The 20,240-nt window shown below is 40.9% G+C and carries 14 protein-coding genes and 1 pseudogene; 5 read left to right on the top strand and 10 right to left on the bottom strand.

The genetic code is table 11. The features are described 5' to 3' along the window. Nucleotides 1-8: 8 nt before the first annotated feature. From ACTQ53_RS14385 to ACTQ53_RS14360, 6 genes are all read right to left on the bottom strand, one after another. On the bottom strand, nucleotides 9-1,052 hold the full coding sequence (locus ACTQ53_RS14385) for a radical SAM/SPASM domain-containing protein (protein ID WP_441933727.1): 1,044 nt from the start codon (nucleotides 1,050-1,052) through the stop codon (nucleotides 9-11). Next, a complete protein-coding gene (locus ACTQ53_RS14380; protein WP_441933725.1) occupies nucleotides 1,033-1,599 on the bottom strand; it encodes a hypothetical protein in 567 nt (188 codons plus the stop codon). Before ACTQ53_RS14380 ends, ACTQ53_RS14385 begins: the two co-directional genes overlap by 20 nt. 28 nt (nucleotides 1,600-1,627) lie before the next feature. Then, on the bottom strand, nucleotides 1,628-3,694 hold the full coding sequence (locus ACTQ53_RS14375) for a GmrSD restriction endonuclease domain-containing protein (protein ID WP_441933723.1): 2,067 nt from the start codon (nucleotides 3,692-3,694) through the stop codon (nucleotides 1,628-1,630). 8 nt (nucleotides 3,695-3,702) lie between these two features. Then, nucleotides 3,703-5,193, bottom strand: coding sequence for a DUF262 domain-containing protein (locus ACTQ53_RS14370; RefSeq protein ID WP_441210702.1), 1,491 nt, complete (start codon nucleotides 5,191-5,193; stop codon nucleotides 3,703-3,705). A gap of 93 nt (nucleotides 5,194-5,286) precedes the next feature. Next, nucleotides 5,287-6,366, bottom strand: coding sequence for an RNA-binding domain-containing protein (locus ACTQ53_RS14365; RefSeq protein ID WP_441933721.1), 1,080 nt, complete (start codon nucleotides 6,364-6,366; stop codon nucleotides 5,287-5,289). 42 nt (nucleotides 6,367-6,408) lie between these two features. Next, nucleotides 6,409-7,008: an HU family DNA-binding protein gene (locus ACTQ53_RS14360; RefSeq protein WP_295347356.1), complete on the bottom strand. Its 600-nt coding sequence runs from the start codon at nucleotides 7,006-7,008 to the stop codon at nucleotides 6,409-6,411. A gap of 460 nt (nucleotides 7,009-7,468) precedes the next feature. On the opposite strand from ACTQ53_RS14360, the gene ACTQ53_RS14355 reads away from it, so the two are divergent. The 5 genes and pseudogenes from ACTQ53_RS14355 to ACTQ53_RS14335 form a co-directional block, all read left to right on the top strand. After that, complete coding sequence (locus ACTQ53_RS14355; protein ID WP_441933718.1) at nucleotides 7,469-8,725, top strand: ATP-binding protein; 1,257 nt, start codon at nucleotides 7,469-7,471, stop codon at nucleotides 8,723-8,725. A 22-nt stretch (nucleotides 8,726-8,747) separates the two neighbouring features. Next, nucleotides 8,748-9,044 carry a thioredoxin gene (gene trxA, locus ACTQ53_RS14350; protein WP_006847073.1) on the top strand — a complete coding sequence of 99 codons (297 nt, stop codon included), beginning with the start codon at nucleotides 8,748-8,750 and terminating at the stop codon, nucleotides 9,042-9,044. 322 nt (nucleotides 9,045-9,366) lie between these two features. Then, a complete protein-coding gene (locus ACTQ53_RS14345) occupies nucleotides 9,367-13,056 on the top strand; it encodes an N-6 DNA methylase (RefSeq protein ID WP_441933716.1) in 3,690 nt (1,229 codons plus the stop codon). A gap of 9 nt (nucleotides 13,057-13,065) precedes the next feature. Beyond that, nucleotides 13,066-13,719, top strand: coding sequence for a GIY-YIG nuclease family protein (locus tag ACTQ53_RS14340; protein WP_441933714.1), 654 nt, complete (start codon nucleotides 13,066-13,068; stop codon nucleotides 13,717-13,719). Nucleotides 13,720-13,900: 181 nt separating this feature from the next. Beyond that, nucleotides 13,901-14,382, top strand: a pseudogene (locus ACTQ53_RS14335) (virulence RhuM family protein); the annotation flags it as partial. 257 nt (nucleotides 14,383-14,639) lie between these two features. Here the strand turns inward: ACTQ53_RS14335 and ACTQ53_RS14330 are convergent. From ACTQ53_RS14330 to ACTQ53_RS14315, 4 genes are all read right to left on the bottom strand, one after another. Beyond that, nucleotides 14,640-15,875 (bottom strand): hypothetical protein, encoded by a 1,236-nt coding sequence (locus ACTQ53_RS14330; protein ID WP_441933712.1) that lies wholly within the window; start codon nucleotides 15,873-15,875, stop codon nucleotides 14,640-14,642. Nucleotides 15,876-15,918: 43 nt separating this feature from the next. Next, nucleotides 15,919-16,524 (bottom strand): hypothetical protein, encoded by a 606-nt coding sequence (locus tag ACTQ53_RS14325; RefSeq protein ID WP_441933710.1) that lies wholly within the window; start codon nucleotides 16,522-16,524, stop codon nucleotides 15,919-15,921. Beyond that, complete coding sequence (locus ACTQ53_RS14320) at nucleotides 16,521-17,030, bottom strand: RNA polymerase sigma factor (protein ID WP_441933708.1); 510 nt, start codon at nucleotides 17,028-17,030, stop codon at nucleotides 16,521-16,523. Before ACTQ53_RS14320 ends, ACTQ53_RS14325 begins: the two co-directional genes overlap by 4 nt. Nucleotides 17,031-17,259: 229 nt before the next feature. After that, nucleotides 17,260-19,767 (bottom strand): glycosyl hydrolase 115 family protein, encoded by a 2,508-nt coding sequence (locus ACTQ53_RS14315; RefSeq protein ID WP_441933706.1) that lies wholly within the window; start codon nucleotides 19,765-19,767, stop codon nucleotides 17,260-17,262. Nucleotides 19,768-20,240: the final 473 nt, after the last annotated feature.

Raw genomic sequence — 20,240 nt, 5'->3', positions numbered from 1 at the left:
TAGAGAAACTATTGTTTCTTGAGAGTTAAGTTGGGTTCAATTCCATTGATACCAAGTCCTAAAATATCGGTTACTTCTCTACATCCACAATCACAATGCTGGTTAGTTGAACAATCATTGCAGAAGGTAGGTTGATAAGAGCGGGATGTAAATTTGTTCCAATAATCTGTATCCTTAATCCAAGGTTCTTCGCATACATTTCCTACGATGTGAGGAGAATGATTGCAGGTTCTTATTTGTCCTGCTGGATCAATAACGAAGGATCCTTTTGCCGCAGCGCATAGATACCCTACATGTATTCTTTTGTATGAATTAGCAGAAGCTATGATGCACTTTGGTATTTCTGTACCCACATTTCCATAGCGATTAGCTAGTGTTAGTACTTCTTCTGCAGTATCAAGCATTCCGTTGATTTGCTCTGTGGAAAGGCAAAGTTCATTCATATATTTCAAACCACGTCCACCAGGCAGAAAACGGTTGAGAAGAATTTCTGTAGCTCCATTGATGAGGGCAAGCGATATGGTCTCAAATAGCTCATAATAGTTCTTTTTTGTAACGGTAATGTTTGCTGTGCATTCTAAGCCGATTTCTTTGGCTTTCGAAAAGTATTCTAACACATAATCTGCATTAGCAACTCCTGTATGCTCTTCAAATGATTGGTAGCCAGGAAGGCTCATGCTAAGATGAACATTCATTTCCTTGAAGAATTTGAGATGTTCTTCATTCATGAGTCTTCCATTGGAGATGAGTATGATGGGATAATCTATTTTCCTCTGATTACCAATTGTTCTGATGTGCCTTATGATTTCATGAAGGTCTTCTCTTAGCAATGCTTCTCCGCCAGACAAAGAAAATGTCTTTACTCCATAGTCGTATAGTTTTTCTATTACCCATTTCCATTGTGTGGTAGATAGCTCTTTCCCAAATGGATACGAAGAGATAGGCGCATACCAAGGGCATGAGCAAAACAAGCAATGGTGATTGCACCTATATGTCAGTTCCAAAGCGACTGACTTCGGAAGTATGGGTATGCTATTCTTCATTGCTATCATTTTCGTTTATTTCTATTCCCGTCATTCTCTTGATAGGGTCTTGTTCATCCATGATGCTATGGTAGCGGTCATAACAGTCTTTAAAGTAGGCATCCCCTTTCAAAAAAGCCAATACGGCTTGGTAGTCATCAAATGACTCTATGTCGGTTATAGCTTGATGATAGTCTTTATCGCTTTTTGCCTTGAAACAGAACAAATGATATGTTCCTTCTTCGTAGATGTCATCCTCGGAGGTTAACGGTAAATCGAAAAAATCTGCCTCTTCCTTCGCCTTTAGGGCGCATGAACCACATATAATTTCAAATGTAACATCATATCCCAAATCTTTTATCTCACTGATGATAGAATTAAGCTTTTCTTCATCGTTACGGAAAGCCTGATAGACCAATGGGCGATGGCAATGTTGACATGTAGCGGAGAAACTATCTATCATCGAAGGTGCATAGCACATGGCTCCTATGTGATTTGCAAGATACGTTGTCAGTTCTTGAGCAGCCAATTCCTTTAGCTGCTCAATAAGTTCTTCTCTATTTAATGAATGTTTCATATTTCCTTCCTATTTAAATTGCGTAATTCTAGTGCGTTGGTTGCATGATGATGCATAGCATCTTTTCCTGATGCTTTTGCATATCTTCAGCATTCCACTCGTATCCAAATTCACGCTTGATACCATTTTTAATGCCTTCATCATAATTGTCTTGACACATCTGTAGCATGATTCTAAATTTCAAGGAAGCCACGCTTACTTGATTTGATTTGGAATCAAAATAACGATTCTTCTTATCTATAGGATTCCAGTTGGAGCCAGAACTATTGGCATCGGAACCAATCATGGCAAAATTGCCAAAGCAGTTTATCTCTTCTGATGTGATAGGCTTATCTTCTCCAGCTTTTGCCTGAGGATAGTAATGCTCAAGGCTTTTGCGAGTTCGAGAGAAATAGAAATTGTCAAATGTATCAAGGCCAAAGTCGCTGCATCCCAAGGCGGTAAAGAATTCAATTCTAGCTTTTGAACCTTTCTTGGCTCTGTTTCCTCGCAATTCTTCTGCGTATTTCTTCCACAATCTATAGTCGGTATAGTTGAATACAAAGAGAGGTATATTGCTTGAACCTTTGGGATAGACATCATCGAAGGGACGATCCACATTTTCCAATTCAACACTCTGTTTGCCATTTCGAATGATGGTTTCATCGAAACTATTTGGCTTTGGCTGGTTTCTTTCATTCAGTTTGTTTGCATCCAAATATACATCGAAGAAGTACTTGTCTGCTAAATTTCTCACGAACTTCAAATAGTTATCTTCATTCCAGTCCTGGAATAGGTGCAACAAGCAGTAGAAGAGATAGTTCTTGCGTTGCTTGGCTGTAAATGCCACCTCAAACATAGATAAAAGATGAACCAACTCTCTTTGTTTAGACTTGTCATTGTCAATCAAATCTGCCATGTAGGCAGACTTGCCCTTCTTGCAGTAATATTGTAGTTTCCAAGGATTCTCAATGGCTTTATCTTCACCATTTATGTGGTGCACCATGTAGTTGTCGAGATAATATTTTGCCAATAGCAGGTTATAGGCAAACTGCTTGACAAATTCTGGAGTGAGCTTGACTTTGTCAAACTCATTGATAAGTTCCTTGTCATCGAGTGTGAAGTCTGATGGATTAAAATCTTTCTCTTGCATTCTTGTAATTTTGAGAACAATCAACAGAAAATTTGGAAAATCAATGATTGGTTGGAACGAATCGTTATAGTCAATTTCGCTCACCTCCTTTTCCTTTTTTACAGGAATATCGAGTAGTTTTTCTATTGTCTTCATCCCAAAGGAGTTGTCTAATTGTTGTGGCGCAATAGGAAAATCGTCAAATCTCTCCAACTTGAAGTTGCTCATATCTTTACCGAATATCTCAGTCATGTTAGGTAACTTTTGTTGGATATAGAAACTCATATCGCTACAAGCCTCCCAAATTTTGCAGAACTTTTCCATCGCTTTATTGTCATTCTTCAGTTGATTACTCAATTTGGCTTTTACAATTTCATGCTTTTCAAGTTGCTCGCCACGAGAGTTCATTACTTCAAAATAATGATTCAACTCAACATCCTTAGGCACACGATAATGTATGATATGCACATGGTTCAAAAAATACTCCTTGAATTTGTCCATATCAACTTGATTTTCACCTACTATTTCCTTTAGTGCTTCTTTGGCAAAGTTATAGCCATTCTTTATGCCAAGGTCATATTCCTCCCCAAAATCAGAATCTTTTACTTCCTTATTTTTCTCAAACTTAGACATGACTTCTATGGTTTGAGTAGAAGCTTTGCGTGAGGAATATGCAAGTTTGTTGGTAACCTTCTCGCCCATAGCAGTGAGGATAATGTATATTGTAGTAAGACGTTGTTGTCCGTCTATAACCTCGAATACATTCTCGTCACGTTTAAAGGTTACAAGTGTTCCGATATAGTATATAGGCTTGTCTATGACCATGGAGTCATAGATATCCTTTATTAATGCAGAAATCTCATCTCGTTCCCAGGCGTAATTACGCTGATAGATGGGAATTTTGTAGTAGGTAACTGTTCCACTATTGACATAATAGATGTCTTTTACAGAACATTCTTTCAGAATATGTGATAAATCTTTCATGCTTGTCATTATTTATAAAATCCATTTTCCTTGAAGAAATAGAGGTAATTGCAAGAAATTTCATTCTCATCTTTGGCATCTATATTTTTGCTAGTACTGCTGCTTTCAAGTACTCTACCGTCATATATGTCTCCGATTGATAGAGAACATAATTTGTCGGCAAGGGCACTGAGAAGGGATGTTGGGGAATCTTGTCGAGCAATTAATTGGTACATGTTAAAGCCATTGATGATACCAAATTTGTTGCTTTCGCCCATAATGTAATTCTGCGCAGACAACCAGCCCAAATTTCTATATTGTGCTCTCAGAGAGTAAGCCCAAATGAAGGCATAGACTACGAATTGTTCAAATTGTGCCAAATCTTCCTTGGATGGGTAAGTTTCAGGGCAGAACCGATCTACGTAAAGCAAAACTGATGTGTCAAACAGCAAACGTGCTATGCCATTCCCCGTTCCTCGCTTGAAATATTTATCGAGAGTCTTTACAATCTCATTGTCGTTGATGTAAAAACCTTCGTACTTACTATTGTCTTGAATATCTTTCAAGATGTTATAGTAATGTTTGGTATATTCGAAAAAAGGCTTACCTGCAATGATTGGTGTATTCAATTGGAAAGCGTTGATGTTACGTATGCCTGATACAAATGGCATTGCAGATGAATTTACCATGTCGGCATAGCAATATGCTGCCTTGAAGAACTGGGCATAAGGAGTTTTGGCATAACGAGTAATGCCCTTGAACATTTGAATGTTATGTTCATTGAGTACATTAGCTTTGTTACCATTTACCCATTCCTTGATGCGATAGAGATAGTTGCCAAAAAGATTAGCCAAGTTGCTTTGGGAGACTTGTTCCCATCCTTTGACAATTTTTTCTGTTTCTTCTTCGCTTACACCTGCCATCTCTCGTAGATGATATGCCTTCAACAAGTCGTGAGGATAGAGAGCCTTGCCACGAGCATTTTGAGAATCGAAGAATTGGAAAGCTTCTGATATATCTTTTGTAATTACAACAATCAGTTCGCAATTATTTTCAATATACCCTTTCAATCTTTCTTTTTCCTTCTCGTGCTCATCATTTTTATCTTCAGACTTCTTACCTATGCGGCGACACAAAGCCTGATAATTGTTTGGAATATTACGACTGTTATGCTCATTGTTGTAAACTGACTGCTGTAAGAAACTGATATTCTTTTCGCCTAATGCAGTTAATAACAGAGAGAATGTGATGGTACGTTGCTGCCCATCTACAATGTCATAACGGTCTCCTTTTTGCTGGTGCAAGATGAGAGTGCCTACTCTATACTTTTCTTTGTTGCTATTCATCGCTTCGATGATGTCATCAAGCAATTGGATGGCATTGCGTGCTGTCCATTTATATGGTCGCTGATAGATAGGGATGTTGAGGCTAACATCTTCTATGGGCTTATCACCATTCGTTATCTTCTGGCGAAGAAGTAAATCACCGATGGTTGTTATTGATAATGTTAAGTTGCTCATTGTATATTATATTTTTTGTGACATAGTTACCGACATAGTTACTAGCTCTGTTACCAGCTCTGTTACCAGCTCTGTTACCAGCTCTGTTACTGTTTATACAGTCTCCAAGAACAAAAGTCCCTTTTTGGTTGTTCTGTATTGCTGTTTAGGGCTTGTCGGCTTGTCTGAAACCGTAAGTTCCAGATAATCATGTTGGAGCAGTGGCTCGATGAATGCTTTGAAGTTCTTGAATTGGTAAGTAACACCTAGTAGTTCAAATATTTCTTTTCTAAATTTTGCTTCTTTGCAGAATCTAAGAATGGATACAACTTTGTCTGTGGCATCGATATATGTATCATCTTCTGCTCTGTCACTAGCTCTGTCACTATCCAGCCAAAAAGTGACAGTGCTGGTACAAATATCACTCTCGAAAGTTACGTCATTGCCTGTGATTTCTTTCCACTCATTCATCATGTCGAAACCATAACCGATAGTTTCTGATAGATTTACGAGTCTGAATATCTTGGCGATAATCGGGTTGCGAGGATTAGAATAGAGATGGTTGCCCAGTTGGGATATAGGCACAGGATAGCCACCTGCATTGAAGAACTCGACTCTGTCGGTGTAGATATGGATGCAGGAGTGAATGGTGCTGAAAGGGTCGAAGTGGGAGAGCATATTGACCAATGCCTCTCTCAGAATCTTGAATTGCGAGCGGTCTTCCACATTGAATCCCTCGTCGTTCATCATGAATGGAGTATCCACGATGAGGCGCAGTCTCCTAATCATAATCTGAAAATACTCCCAAAGGTTCTCTTGCTCTGGGATGCGATAGGTATAGCGAGTTCGTGCTTCTCTCACGCTTCTGCCAGGAATCTCCACCAAATCCATCCAGAAAAACCTGTGTCCATCTATATGATAAAGCATGCTCTTTGCATCAACAGCTTCATTGAACTTTTGGGAGCGCAAGGTGCCCTGAAAGTCTTGTTCCAACTTCTCTGCATTGTCAACTCCTGATATTTCAAACTTCTTGCCATTCTGCTTTATTCCAAGCACTATCCATCCGCCGGAAGTGTTGGCGAATGCACTTACGGTTTCCCATATATTCTTAGGGAGTTCGCTCTTGGCCTCCTTAGCCTCGAAGTCCTCCCATTCGATGTCGTTGATTCTGTCTATCAGCTCTTCCTTTGTCATAATAATGATGATTAAATTGAAATATAGAATTTCTTCCTCCCTTCACTTCAAGAAATAGATGGGAGCATGCTGGGTGCCTTCCTTTACCATGATACCCTTTTCGCAGAAATGGTTGAGCCACTTCTGTGCCATGTAAGGAGTCAAGCCGAAGTGGATGCGCATGATACGTGTGGTGATGTAGCGATTCTTTTGAAGATACTCCTTGATTTTCTCCAACATCTTTTCTTCGGAGTATTTTGTAGATTGGTTGGAATAACGAGAGCGGACAAAGTGGACGTTGCGCTGTACTTCCTCCATTAGCTTACCTTCTGGTCGGAAGTTGATGCCGGTGATGCGTACTTCCTTGCCCGTAATCTTCTTGTCTGGATTCTCCTCTGGCATCTCTAGGCTAGCCGACATGGAGAAGTAGCCTATCTCTGGGATATAAAAGCGGCGTCCCATGGAGAATTCTTCCACCAAAATGTCATGAAGCTCTGCCAACACCGCAGCCACATCTCCCTTGGTGAGTGAGCAGCGGCTCTGGATTTTCTCTTGCAGTTGCTTCTCGGTCATAGGTTCATGCTGCACGATACGAACGTATTGACGCTTTTCTCCTGTGCCCTGGGCATTGTTGAGCATGTAAATGTCGTATTTCAGTTCCATATTTCTAGTTGTTTGATGGTTCGTTGTTTCCTATATTCTTTGTCTTCTATGAAAGATGATGCAAATATATGTAATAATGTGATAACTTGTATCTTTTGGTGTAAAATATTAGGTTTATTTATACATTGGTATATGTCATGTGATTATACGGCATTTGCCATCCGACCGTATGATAAGTGTCGTATAATCGCATGACAAATGTCACGCAATCGTAAGAAAGGATTCCTTGCATCGTTATGGTTGCTTCCTTGCATCATATAAGTTGTGGCATTGTTATCATCCATCTAACCCTTGCCAATTTCAAGAAATGCTCATTCTGAATGAGTGGTTTTGCTTTGAACTACTCATTCTGAATGAGTAAAAATAATAGAAATTGCTCGTTCAGAATGAATAAAAATGAGGATTTTCTTGGTATTTATCATAAAATATCGTATCTTTGCAGACGATTAAATGTTTGAACATGAAAGAGTTATTAAAGCAACTTATATTTGAGCAGCAGGAATACTGCAAGAATATAGTACAAGATACTGTGCCGAGAGACATAGAGGAAGAGTGGCTTACCACAACGGAGATACTAATTATTACTGGTATAAGACGTTGTGGAAAGTCTGTTTTGCTCCAGCAAATGCGCAGTAAATTGCCGGAGCAAGACTTCTTTTTCAATTTTGATGATGAGCGACTGGTCAACTTTACTGTGGCAGATTTCCAAACATTGCAAGAATGTTTCTTCGAACTCTTTGGTGAGCAGCATACCTATTATTTTGATGAGATACAGAATGTGAAGGGCTGGGAGACCTTTGTGCGCCGTCTCTACAACGAAGGCAATAAGGTGATTGTAACTGGATCAAATGCCCGAATGCTGAGTAGAGAGCTTGGCACTCATCTCACGGGGCGTTATATCGCAGTGGAGATTTTCCCTTTTTCCTTTCAAGAATACTTGCAGTTGGCAAAGGTGCAGCTGGAAGCCAAGGACTTTTATCTAACCAGCAAGCGTGCCATTCTCTTGGGGCATTTCAAGGAGTATTTGGAGAAAGGTGGATTTCCTAAGTATCTCCAGTCGTCATCCACTCGTTACCTCTCGTCTCTCTACGATAGCATCATCTTCCGTGATGTGATGGCTCGTAATGGGTTGACCAATGATAAGGAGATGCAGGAACTCATCTTTTATCTCGCCAGCAATGCCACGAAGCGCATTTCCTATACCTCACTGGGTAAGATAGTGGGCATTCGTCATTCCGAAACCGTCAAAAATTATTTGGAGTACATCGAGCAAACCTATATGATATTCCAGCTCATGAAGTATTCGCCATCGGTAAAGGTGCAGATGCTGAACCCGAAGAAGATTTACTTCATCGACAATGCCATCGTGAGTCGCATGGGCTTCAATGCCACAGATAATATGGGCGTGAAATTGGAGAATATGGTGTTTGTCGAATTAAAGCGTCGAGGGCATGATGTTTTCTATCATGCCGATAAGAAGGAGTGCGACTTTGTGGTGAGGGAGGGCATGAAAATCAAGGAGGCTTATCAGGTAACGATAGCCATGAATGATGAGAAAACTCGCAAGCCAGAAATCGAGGGGCTGATGGAAGCCATGAATGCTTATGGCTTGGCTGAGGGATATATTCTTACGATGGAGGAGAAGGAAGAACTTGAGATAGATGGCAAGCAGGTTCATGTTCTCCCTACGTGGGAATGGATGTTGAGAGAGAAGTGAAATATTATAAAAAAGGTAATTTATGGAAACATTCAATGATGTAATATCTGGCAATCAACTGGTATTGGTTGATTTCTTTGCTACATGGTGCCAACCTTGCAAGATGATGCACCCTGTGTTGGAAGACTTGAAGAAGACGGTGGGCGACAAGCTTCGCATCATCAAGGTAGATGTAGATGCTCACAATGATGTGGCGGCACAGTATGGCATTCGCTCTGTGCCAACCTTGATGCTCTTCCGCAATGGCGAGGTGCTGTATCGGGAGAGTGGTGCGATGTCGAAGGCTGACTTGATGGCATTGCTCGATCCTTTTATTTAATTTTTTCATTTTCTTAGTAAGCTTTGCTGATTTATCCGAAATTTATTGTAAATTGGCAGTAAATTTCGGATATACTCAGACTAAAGGGCATTCGTATAATTATAGCAAAGGATTAAAAAGTAGGTCAACAAATGGTAAAAAAACAAATAATAGAATTGTTAAACCTACTTGGGTTTCGCCAAGATGGTAATATATATACAAAAAAATATAAGACAGCTCTGCATCCCTTACAGGTTGATGTAGAGAAAGAGCTTATATATATAATAGCGGTATTACGGTTAATCGTACTAACACTTCCAATTTTAGCGAAGATGAAAACCTTGTGGTATTAGAATGTGTTGACCGTCTTTTGTCTAAAGGTTACCAAGCTAATCATATAGAGTTGGAGCCTCATTGGAAATTAGGGCATGGTACAAAAGGTGGATATGCCGACATTTGGGTTCGTACATACACTGATAATGTTTTTGATGGTAATGATGACGATAAGAATTCTTTGCTTATCATCGAATGCAAAACAACCGGCGCTAAGTTTGGCGAAGCATGGAATGATACATTGGATGATGGTGCTCAGTTGTTTTCTTATTTCCAGCAAGAGCCTGCTACAAAATTCTTGTGCCTTTATACGTCTGACATTGTTGATGGAAAAGTCCTGCCTGAATATAAATTGATCAATGTGCAAGACAACCAGGATTTGTTGGAATCAGATAAGAATGCACGGAGCTATCAGAATAAGAACGACAAGCAGCGTTATCGTGTTTGGAGAGATACTTATTGTTGCGACTATGATACAAAGGGCTTGTTTGAGGATGATATTAGACCATACGAGATTGGCAAGAACAAATATACTGTTGCTGACTTAGTTGAGGTGAATAATGAGGAGATTCAAAAGAAGTATCATGAGTTTGCCCTTATATTGCGTCAGCATAATGTGAGCGGTCGTGAAAATGCATTCGATAAGTTGGTCAATTTGTTCTTGGCAAAAGTCGTGGATGAAACCAATAACCCTGAAGATTTGCATTTCTATTGGAAAGGTACTGCGTATGATGATGATTTCCAGTTGCAGGACCGTTTGCAGAGATTGTATCGGGATGGAATGGAACTTTTTTTGAGTGAAAAGGTTACTTATATAGAAAATAGCCAGATAGATTGGGCCTTTAGAAGATTTAAGAACGACCCAGATGCAACAAAGAAGACCATTATGGAGTATTTCCGTGCCTTGAAGTTCTTCTCTGATAATGATTTCTCATTTATCAGTGTACATAATGAGAAGCTTTTCCGTCAGAATGCTGTAGTTTTGAGGAAAATGGTGAAGATGTTGCAAGACATTAGATTGAAGACAGATCAAGTTAATCAAAATCAATTCTTGGGTGATTTGTTTGAAGGTTTCTTGAACAGAGGTATCAAACAGAGTGAGGGACAATTCTTCACACCAATGCCTATTGTTCGTTTCCTTGTTTCTTCTTTGCCGTTGGAACATATTGTACGAGATAATGAAACTATACCATGGGCAATAGATTATGCCTGTGGTGCTGGACATTTCTTGACGGAGTATGCTGTGAGAATTAAAGAGTTCGTAGAGAAGTATCGCAAGGATATTCCTCTTAAAGAATATTACTCTCGAATTACGGGTATTGAAAAAGAATATCGTTTGTCGAAAGTGTCTAAGGTTTCTGCATTTATGTATGGGCAAGATGACATTAAGATAGTCTATGCTGATGCTTTGGTTAAACATGCTGATGTAAAGGATGGACAATACGAGGTCTTGGTAGCTAATCCACCATATTCTGTTTCTGGCTTTTTGGATACCTTGACAGAGGAGCAACGCAAATGCTATACTTTATATAACGATGACTTGAATACGGATAAATGCAATGCTATTGAAGCATTCTTTATAGAGCGTGCTGCGCAACTGTTGAAAAGTGGTGGCGTGGCAGGAATCATCTTGCCTGTGTCTGTATTGAATAGAAATGGAATCCATGCTCATGCTCGTGAGATTATCTTGAAGTGCTTCGACATTGTGGCTTTGGCAGAGTTTGGAAGTGGAACCTTTGGACAAACAGGAACAAATACTGTTACCATGTTCTTGCGTCGTAAGGAAACAAATACGCCAGATGCCGAACACTATAAAAATAGGGTGAATAGTTGGTTTGCTCAGCGTGATGAAACCAATGCGGTTTACCAAGATGAACATTTGTTGGGACTTTATTGCAATCATTGTGGTTATCAATTAGAGGACTATAAAACATTTGTTGGTGGAAAGATTGATGATGGTTTCTTGAATACAGAGACCGTCCAGGCTTACTATGCTTCTTTCTTTGGCAATCAGCGTAATGCCATGAAGGATGTTTGTGATGAGGCTAAGACTATCAGAAATAAATATCTTTCTCGTGCCAATACAAGAACATACAAGCAATTGCCTTTGGTGGAGCAAAACCAAATCAAGGAAAAGGCTTTCTTGAATTTTGTTACAGCCATAGAAAAAGAGAAAGTATATTACTTTGTTTTGGCTTATGCTGTGTCTCAACCTGTGCTATTGATCAAGTCTCCAACTTCTACATCAGATGTCAAGAAGTTCTTGGGGTATGGCTGGAGTGACAGTAAAGGCAATGAGGGCATTCAGTATCTGAATATCGGTAAGGCAAAGTCAAGCGATGACGAAGATGGAGAGGACGATGATACCATGAGTCAAATTCGCGGTATAGATGGTGTGCAGACTCCTCTGTTTAATCCTGCCAATCTTTTTGACGATGATAAGATTAATACTTTGATTCGCAAAAACTTTATGGGAGAAGAAGTCGTTATACCAAAGAACTTGGAGACTTATGTAACAAAAGGGCGTTTGGTGGATATGTTGGACTTCACAAGAACAGCTTTTACTAAAGAGTTCAAGACTTCTTTGAGAAAGAAGCAAATTGAATATCGTTGGAATTCTTCTCTTATGGAGGATATTTTGTTGCCTATTAAGGGCTCAATATCTAAAATTGCGAATGAACAATTATTGGAGGAAGGACAATGGCCTGTATTGACGCAAGAAACAGATAAGATCATATCTGGATATACAAATCAAGACAATCCAATAACTGATGTTCCTTTAATTCTATTTGGGGATCATAGCTGTACTTTAAAGTATGTAGATTTTCCGTTTTTTAGAGGCGCTGATGGCACTCAGTTGATCAAAACTTCAGAAGAAAAAGGTTGCTTGAATAAATATTTGTATTATTTCTTATCTTCTATAGAAATAGAAAATAGTGGGAAATATGAACGTCATTTTAAATATGTAAAGAAGCTAAGAGTTCCTTTGCCACCAATGGATGTGCAGAAGAAAATTGTGGAAGAGTGTGAGAAGATAGATAAAGCAGTTGCCGAAGACAATGAACAGATTAGAAATATAGAAGTTACTATATCGAAAATGATGTTAGAGGTGGAGGGTGATGCTCAGAAAATTCAGAAACTCTGTTCTGCAATTAATCCATCCAAATCTGATGTTAATTCATTGGAAAAGTCAATGTTGGTATCATTTGTGGAAATGTCTTCTGTAAGTAATGATGGGTATATCGAGCAGACGGTTGACAAACCTTTGGCTGACGTAAGAAAGAGTAGTTATACTTATTTCGCAGAAGGAGATATTATTATAGCTAAGATAACTCCTTGCATGGAGAATGGAAAATGTGCATTGGCTACAGGATTGAAGAATGGTATAGGATTTGGTAGCTCTGAGTTCCATGTATTTAGAGCAAATGCTAAACTTATTAATAACGTCTATCTCTTTGCATACTTGAATAGAAAAGAAATTCGTTCAAAGGCAGCAGAGGTTATGACAGGTTCGAGTGGGCATAGACGTGTGCCAATCTCGTTCTATGAAGATTTGGAAATTCCTGTTCCTTCAATGGATAAGCAAATGCTGATTGCTGAAAAATACAAAGGGCTAATGAAAGATATTGAGAGCCTCAAGCAGCAAATAGCAAATGCTTCCTCTCGCAAGCAAGCCATCTTGGACAAATATTTAAAGTAACAAAGCACAATGAATAAAGACGAAATAGGTTATGTTTATATCCTTACCAATCCGAGCTTTCGGGAGGATTGGGTAAAGATCGGCAAGAGTTCACGCCCAGTGGATGTCCGCTCGAAAGAGTTGGACAACACGGCTGTGCCTTTGCCTTTCGAAATCTTTGCCACAATGAAAACGGTGAAGTATAATGAAGTGGAGAAGTTGGTTCATAAAACCATCGACCGTTTGACGGATTTGCGAATCCGTCAGAATCGTGAGTTCTTCAATGTTGCACCTCAAATCGCTTTGGATATATTCAAGGATATAGCCCAGACGATAGATGATGCCGTGGTTACGGAATATGAAGACAATAAGCCAAAAGTATCTTCTCTTGCCTCACAATTACAAAACAAGTCTGAGAAAGAGCACAAAAGACCGCGTTTCAAGTTTAGTATGGTTGGTATCAAAATAGGAGAGATGGTTACTTTTGTTCCAACTGGGGTTGATGTGAAGGTGGCAAGTGACAATACGATAGAGTATGAAGGTCGCATTTATAAGCTATCTCCATTTGTTGGGACATTTCTTCCATTAGAAAAGCAAAATTCTTCTGGAGCTTACCAAGGTGCAAAGTTCTTTTCATATAAAGGTAAAGTATTGGATGATTTGCGAAAGGAAATGGAAAAATAATAATGTCTAATCATAAGTCATACAAGAATATCATTTTTTGACTTAGATAATAACAAAGACGAAACAATGATGAATAATAATATAAAATGTCCAAAGTGCAATTCAGACAATGTGCAGACAGAGGGTGTTTTGCATCTGTGGCTATAAATGGGAGGACGCACCCCAAACTGATTTGGGAGAAATGATCATCTACCAATCTGATGATGGCGTGAAGCTTGATGTGAGATTGGAGAATAAGACGGTTTGGCTAAACCAAGATCAAATCGCCTCCTTGTTTTATAAGAGTAAGTCTACGATAGTAGAACATATAGCTAATATTTTTAAGGAGGGAGAACTTGATGAAAAAGTGGTTGTTCGGAAATTCCGAATAACCACTCTACATGGTGCTATGGCAGGAAAAAAACAAAGCAAAGAAGTGAAGTTCTATATCCTTGATGTTATCATATCTGTGGGCTATCGTGTAAAATCTATTCAAGGCACGCGTTTCCGTCAATGGGCTACAGAGCGACTGAATGAGTACATCGTAAAAGGGTTTACGATGGACGATGAACGACTCAAAAATCTTGGTGGTGGCAACTATTGGAAAGAATCGTGCAAAATAAGTTGCACTATGCTGCTCATGGGCATACAGCGGCAGAAGTTATCTATGAGCGTGCGGATGCCATCGGATGAGGCAGGCAGCTCTAGCTCTATCACCTTGTCCACAATGCGAGTGGTTATCGAAGGATAGTAAATGCTGTAGATGTTCTCTGGCTTCTCATTCATGTCGGCATTGACATTTACCTCTATTGGGGATGCGCTAATTTGAAGCAAAAATGCCATCTCCATCAAAACTGATAGAGGTGGCATTGGGTTCTATGCAGTATGTCCTTTCTTACATCACATATGTATTAAATGAATGTGACTGAAAGTTGAGATTTTTATAATTTATTGTTCATATGCTTTTTGATAAAGCGACCCACATGATTCTCTTGTAGAGTTGTTGGGAGGGCTTTGAATATTTTCTTTTGATTCGAAGAACCTTTTATCAAATGCTGATAGAACAGATAGCAGATGATGCCAGGAGAATGGATATTGCTGAGTGCGTAAGCCGTATACTTGCGCTCGTCCCATCCATCATGGTTCTTGCTTTCCTCTTCCACCCACTGCTTATAGAAACTTGATCCTGTGAGGCTGTAGTAACCATTGTGTACGCTTAGCTCTGCTATCTCTCCTGGTACAAAAGGAATGTCTATCCATTCCGAGCAGATGGTTCCATCTTTCATCAGTGCTCTCACTCTTCCAATGGTAATGTCCTTCAGGTCGTGCTTGTATGAGAAGTTAGTGCCGTTGGTAGCCACAAGGATGGGTTCTACATACATATCTGTTTCGTCTTTGTAACAGATAAAATAGCCACGGTCCCAAAGTTCAGGGTCACGCTTGCCAATAATCTCAAAGTTGCCTTTCAGGTTGGTCTGAGCATCTTTAAGCATCTTGGTCAACTGCTCATTAGGCACTTCTTTTTCTTCTTTAGTCTCTTCTTTAGGAGCTGCCTTTTCGTTTATGGTGTCTTTTGGGATTATTAAATCGCCTGTAAATTGTGTGGCTTTATACGTTTGCTGGTTTATTTCATCTGCTACGTGATGCTTGTTTAAAGGAGCTTTTCCTTCTACGATGCTGATGTTTCCTTCATAGCCTTTTTCGTTAACCCAACCATTCTCTACGATATGGCCCCATTCTATGGCACAGACTCTGCGCATGCCAGAGTGACCCATTTGTTGGCGATTGATAAGGACGCTATATGCCGAGAAATTTCCAACCATAATAAGGTCGTTGCCTACAGATATGTCAAAGTTCATCCATGTTTTAAGTGGGTTGTTGTTTCCATCTACCATATAGTAAAAGTCAGTTACAGGCTGATTGCAATCTTTTTGAAAAGCCTTGTTGATTCTGTCCAGTTCCTTGAGAAACTTGTCTTTCTTGAGAGTTTTAAAGCGATATTTTTTCCAACTCCATTGTGCTGTGTCACCAACCTCATTTTTTGCTCCTGATTGATTCATGGTGAACGCCTTGTTGCTTACCAATTTCTCCAAAGCCTCTTTGAAATAAGACTTTTGTGCCTGTGCTCCCATTGATGAGAACATCATGAGTAATAAATATAAGACATACTTTTTCATGTTCTTTGTTCTTTAATGTTTATACCTTTTATATATACTTTCTTTAGAGTTTTACGGTGATTCGCCGTATTTGTTGGCGGTCATCCTCACTTTGCACGGCATTGCTTGTAGTGGCTTGAGCTTCTGCTGTCTGCATTTTGAAAAGATGCTCTTCGGGCAAGGTTGACATAGGGAAGAGTACCGGACCTTTTTCTTTGGTGTCTGGCATGTCATCTCCAAACTCAGCTTTAGGTTTAGCCTCCCTTTTGGGAGCATTGAGCTTGGCGAAAGTCTTTTTCTTCTCGTATGTTCTGCTCTCTTCTATGATGGCTTTTTCTGCTGTATTTTCCTTTTCTGCCGTCAAATTCTTTTCTTGCATCATAGCTTTTTGCATCGGCTGTGTAGCCTTTCTCACAGCCATTGTCGCATTGCCCGACGCAGAAGTGGTATCCTTGGGTGGTTGCAGGATGATAGCGATGATGCCAGCCACGCATGCTGCGCAAATCCATGGAAAGATACGCAAGGTGCGATGGCTGACCAAGCTCTTCCTTGCCTTCTCTATTACTTGTTGCTTGGTTTGGGAGGAGGCATGGAAATCACATTGAGGTTGGAGCAGTTGCTCTATATCCTCAAATCCTTTGTCATTATGGATGTTCATTTGATCTTTCATAAACTTTTCTCCTTTCTGAGTCGTTGTTGGATATGTTGGATGGCATAGCGATAGCGAGATTTCACGGTAGCTTCTGGTATCTCCTCCAGTTCGGCTATCTCTCGGAACGTCAAGTTGTCGTAACATTTCATTCTTACGATTTCCGCTTGCTCCTGTGGAATATCTTCCAGCAGTTTTGATATTCTGAGAAATTCCTCGTGTATTTGTTTGTCACCATTGCTGTTAGGTATGCTTGCCGCTTCATTGATAGCTATGATTTGCGGACGATTTTTGCGCAAGTAGTCTCGGCATGCGTTGCTAACAGAGCGAATGATGTAGCGGTCCAACTCTTCCACTTGCTGCCCTTCTTTCAGTTTCTTGAAAGCTGCAAGCAGCACCTCTTGCACAATATCTTCTGCATCCTCACGTTGCCCGATTCGAATATAGGCAAAACGAAATAGCCAGTCTTGCCGATTGTCGACAAGACTCTCCAGTTGTTTTATGAGTTTTGGATTGTCTATATTCATTCGTTTCTTGTTTTTATGTTTCTAACTTTACTCATATAAACGTATGTTTCTCAAAAAAGATTTAAAAAATACTCTTTTTTTTCATTTATTTGTTTCTATTGTGATTGTTTATGTAAAAATGAATGCTACGAAGTATGGAACATAAGAAGATAGTGATAGTTTGCGTAAAAAGAATAGGCACGCATCCTTTCGTGGGTGCGTGCCTATACCTTTTTATTATATGCTACTTTTAAATCACCTTGACACTCTTTTTTCCTTCTCTTCCATCAATCACGATTTTCTCGAAGACGATGGCTGGGTCGTTAGGAGTGAGGGTGAGGCTGTGGATGCCATCGGTAGTAGCCGGCAGTTCCAACTCTATCACTTGATCCACGATGCGAGTGGCTATCGTTGGATAATAGATATTGTAGATGTTCTCCGGCTTCTCGTTCAAATCTTTGTTGAAGTTAACCTCTACAGGAGAAGCACCATCTAAACTTACACCATAGGTTAAGCCGCCCTTGTTGAGATAATCCAAGGTTGATTTAGTAATCACATGAATGCGAACCTTCTGCTTGCTATTAAATGCCTTGCCATCCGAAGTTTTGCTAACTTGCATCTTAAACTTGTAAGTGATGCTGGCTCCTTTTACACTCTTGGTATACGGCATCAGAGTCATTGCTGATACGCTTTTGCCCATGAATGGAATCTCTGTCCATTTTGCCTCGGCAGCATCCGTCTTGCTGCTGTAGTAAGGAGCTTCGATTTCTACCACGCCGCTGTTTTCGCTGATAATCACTCCATTCTTGGAGGTTACCCGGAAGAGCTCCGGACAGGTATCCTTTTCGAAGGCATCATTCCAACTCTTATAGCCGATGTGCTTCTGCGTCATCATGCCGTTCCACTTGCCGCCCGACATCTTGTGGTTGTAAATATCGCAGATGAGGGAATCGCGCTTGAAGAGGCGCTCGCATTCATCCGCCCAGATGTTCGCCTTCGGATTGTTCTGCTTGTAGAGAGCATGGTTCTGAGCCTGGGCAAAGTACATCTGATGCAGATTGCTCATCAGCTCGATAGGGAAGAGGATGATCTGGCGATAGGCATCGTGATAGGCTGCCGGCAGACTGTTGTACTGGCGCAGCGCATCAGCCTCGAGCTGGAGATACTGATTCACCACCTCCTGCCATTCGCCGTTCTCCAGACTGTAGGTGTTCTTGTCGAGCATCTCTGGAGTGCAGCGGCCGTTGTACTTGCAGATGAGGTTAAGAATGCGGGCTGCTTCATCGACCTGCGATTCACCAAACTGCTGTGCGCACCAGTCGCGGGTATGACGGGTGATGTTGTTTACATCGTATTTACGTGGATTCCAAGCCATGTCCATAAACTGGCTGATAGGATATTCCATCGGTTTGAGGTCGCCCACATTGAGAATCCAGAGACGGTCGATGCCATTCTCGTAAGCAAGTGTCAACTGCTCCCAAGGATTCTGTACAGGAGTTACATTGAGCATCTTTGAGTTTCTTGGAGCACCTACGTAATCTACGTGATAGTATAAGCCCCAACCGCCTTTGTGCTTGCGTTCCTTGGCATTCGGCACACGGCGCACGTTACCCCAGTTGTCGTCGCAGAGCAGCAGGGTTACGTCGTCGGGAACCTTCATTCCCTTGTCGTAGTAATCCAGCACCTCTTTATATAGTGCCCAAACCTGCGGTGTTTCGCTGGCCTTCTTTCCCGTTACATCAGCGATGATCTTGCGCTGGTCGTTGATGATCTGGCTCATCAGCTTTGTATCAGCCTCTGCGCTCATCGCCTCGTCACCGTCGCCACGCATACCGATGGTCACGATCTGCTCGGTTCCCTTCATGCGCTCTATTCCCTCACGGAAGAACTTCTGCAGGTTAGCCTTGTTCTTCTGATAGTTCCAAGGTCCCCATCCCTTTCGGTTGCGGGCGTATTCCTGGTGGTTGCGGGCCATCGGCTCATGATGGGAGGTGCTCATCACCACGCCCATCTCATCTGCCGTCTTCTCGTTCTCCGGGTCATCTGCGTAGAAAGCCCAACCCCACATGGCAGGCCACATCATGTTACCTCTCAGTCGCAATACCAATTCGAAAACGCGCTGATAGAAACGGTGGTCGCCATATCCGGTGCCGTAGGTGTTCTTGACCCATGACGTTAGGCAAGGTGCCTCATCGTTGAGGAAGATGCCGCGATAACGTACGGCTGGTTCGCCATCTGTATAGATACCCTTGTTTACGAAAATAGAATCGTGGTGCTCTATAGGCACGTCTGCCCAGTCATACCAAGGCGATACGCCCATCTGCTGCGAGAGTTCGTAGATGCCGTAGATGGTGCCTCGGCGGTCGCTTCCGGAGATGATGAGCTGGTTGTCCACCACGGTGATGATGAATTTCTCGCGCTTGCCCTTGAGCAGATTTCCGTTGATGCGTTTCTGCTTGACGAGCTGGTCGATGGCAGCAGAATGTCCGATGGTTCCCACGAGGATGGTTGCCTTGCGGTTGGAGGTGATGGTGGCTTGGGAGCCGCTCACCTTGCTGATGTCCTTGACCAGGGCATTGGCAGCATAGCTCACGCCGCGGCAGTCGTTGGCGTCCATATAGATTTCTACCTTATCATTACCGTTGATGAGTAAGTCGCCCTGCTGGAAACTTACGAATCTCTCTGCTGCGCCCATGCTCATGGCTGAGAGGAGGGCAGCGGAAGCTAAAAATGCTTTCTTGATGTCATTAAGTCTCATACTTATTTAATTGTGTTTGTTGTTTGATAGCTGCAAAGGTAGGAATATTCTCCGGAAAGTTCTTTATTAGATGTCCCCTTTACTTTATTATTTGTTTCATTTTGGCTTTCCATGCGGTTTCTGTACGTCTTTTCCCCTAAATGTTTTGTGTTTTCAGAGAAAAGTATTAATTTTGCAACGTAAAAAACAGAACTTTCGCATATCAGGAAGTTAAAGGAGTTAAGGAAGTTAAGGAGTTAAGACGTATGTCTTGCAGCTTATAAACTACGCAAAAAAGACTATTGTCTTAACTCCTCAGCGACCGTAGGGAGCGATAACTCCTTTAACTTCTTTAATTCCTGAACTTGCGAAACTTGAATAAGGAGCCCACTTTAAAAAGTAAGGCCTGTTTAAAATGTTTATATTTCACGAAAATAATCTCTGCTTTATGCTGTTATCTGGAATATTTTTCGTATCTTTACACCATCAATTAA

It is taken from the genome of Prevotella sp. Sow4_E9_plate (assembly GCF_052116205.1).
GTDB lineage: Bacteria > Bacteroidota > Bacteroidia > Bacteroidales > Bacteroidaceae > Prevotella.
The sequence above is the reverse complement of the archived record's forward strand: the minus strand, read 5'-3'. Positions and strand labels throughout refer to the sequence as shown.

Bases quoted from the DNA above. Each gene is read 5' to 3' on its own strand.
- ACTQ53_RS14375 (WP_441933723.1), bottom strand. From the start codon at position 3,694: ATGAAAGATTTATCACATATTCTGAAAGAATGTTCTGTAAAAGACATC.
- ACTQ53_RS14370 (WP_441210702.1), bottom strand. From the start codon at position 5,193: ATGAGCAACTTAACATTATCAATAACAACCATCGGTGATTTACTTCTT.
- ACTQ53_RS14385 (WP_441933727.1), bottom strand. From the start codon at position 1,052: ATGATAGCAATGAAGAATAGCATACCCATACTTCCGAAGTCAGTCGCT.
- ACTQ53_RS14355 (WP_441933718.1), top strand. From the start codon at position 7,469: ATGAAAGAGTTATTAAAGCAACTTATATTTGAGCAGCAGGAATACTGC.
- ACTQ53_RS14325 (WP_441933710.1), bottom strand. From the start codon at position 16,524: ATGAAAGATCAAATGAACATCCATAATGACAAAGGATTTGAGGATATA.
- ACTQ53_RS14365 (WP_441933721.1), bottom strand. From the start codon at position 6,366: ATGACAAAGGAAGAGCTGATAGACAGAATCAACGACATCGAATGGGAG.
- trxA (WP_006847073.1), top strand. From the start codon at position 8,748: ATGGAAACATTCAATGATGTAATATCTGGCAATCAACTGGTATTGGTT.
- ACTQ53_RS14360 (WP_295347356.1), bottom strand. From the start codon at position 7,008: ATGGAACTGAAATACGACATTTACATGCTCAACAATGCCCAGGGCACA.
- ACTQ53_RS14320 (WP_441933708.1), bottom strand. From the start codon at position 17,030: ATGAATATAGACAATCCAAAACTCATAAAACAACTGGAGAGTCTTGTC.
- ACTQ53_RS14315 (WP_441933706.1), bottom strand. From the start codon at position 19,767: ATGAGACTTAATGACATCAAGAAAGCATTTTTAGCTTCCGCTGCCCTC.
- ACTQ53_RS14340 (WP_441933714.1), top strand. From the start codon at position 13,066: ATGAATAAAGACGAAATAGGTTATGTTTATATCCTTACCAATCCGAGC.
- ACTQ53_RS14330 (WP_441933712.1), bottom strand. From the start codon at position 15,875: ATGAAAAAGTATGTCTTATATTTATTACTCATGATGTTCTCATCAATG.
- ACTQ53_RS14380 (WP_441933725.1), bottom strand. From the start codon at position 1,599: ATGAAACATTCATTAAATAGAGAAGAACTTATTGAGCAGCTAAAGGAA.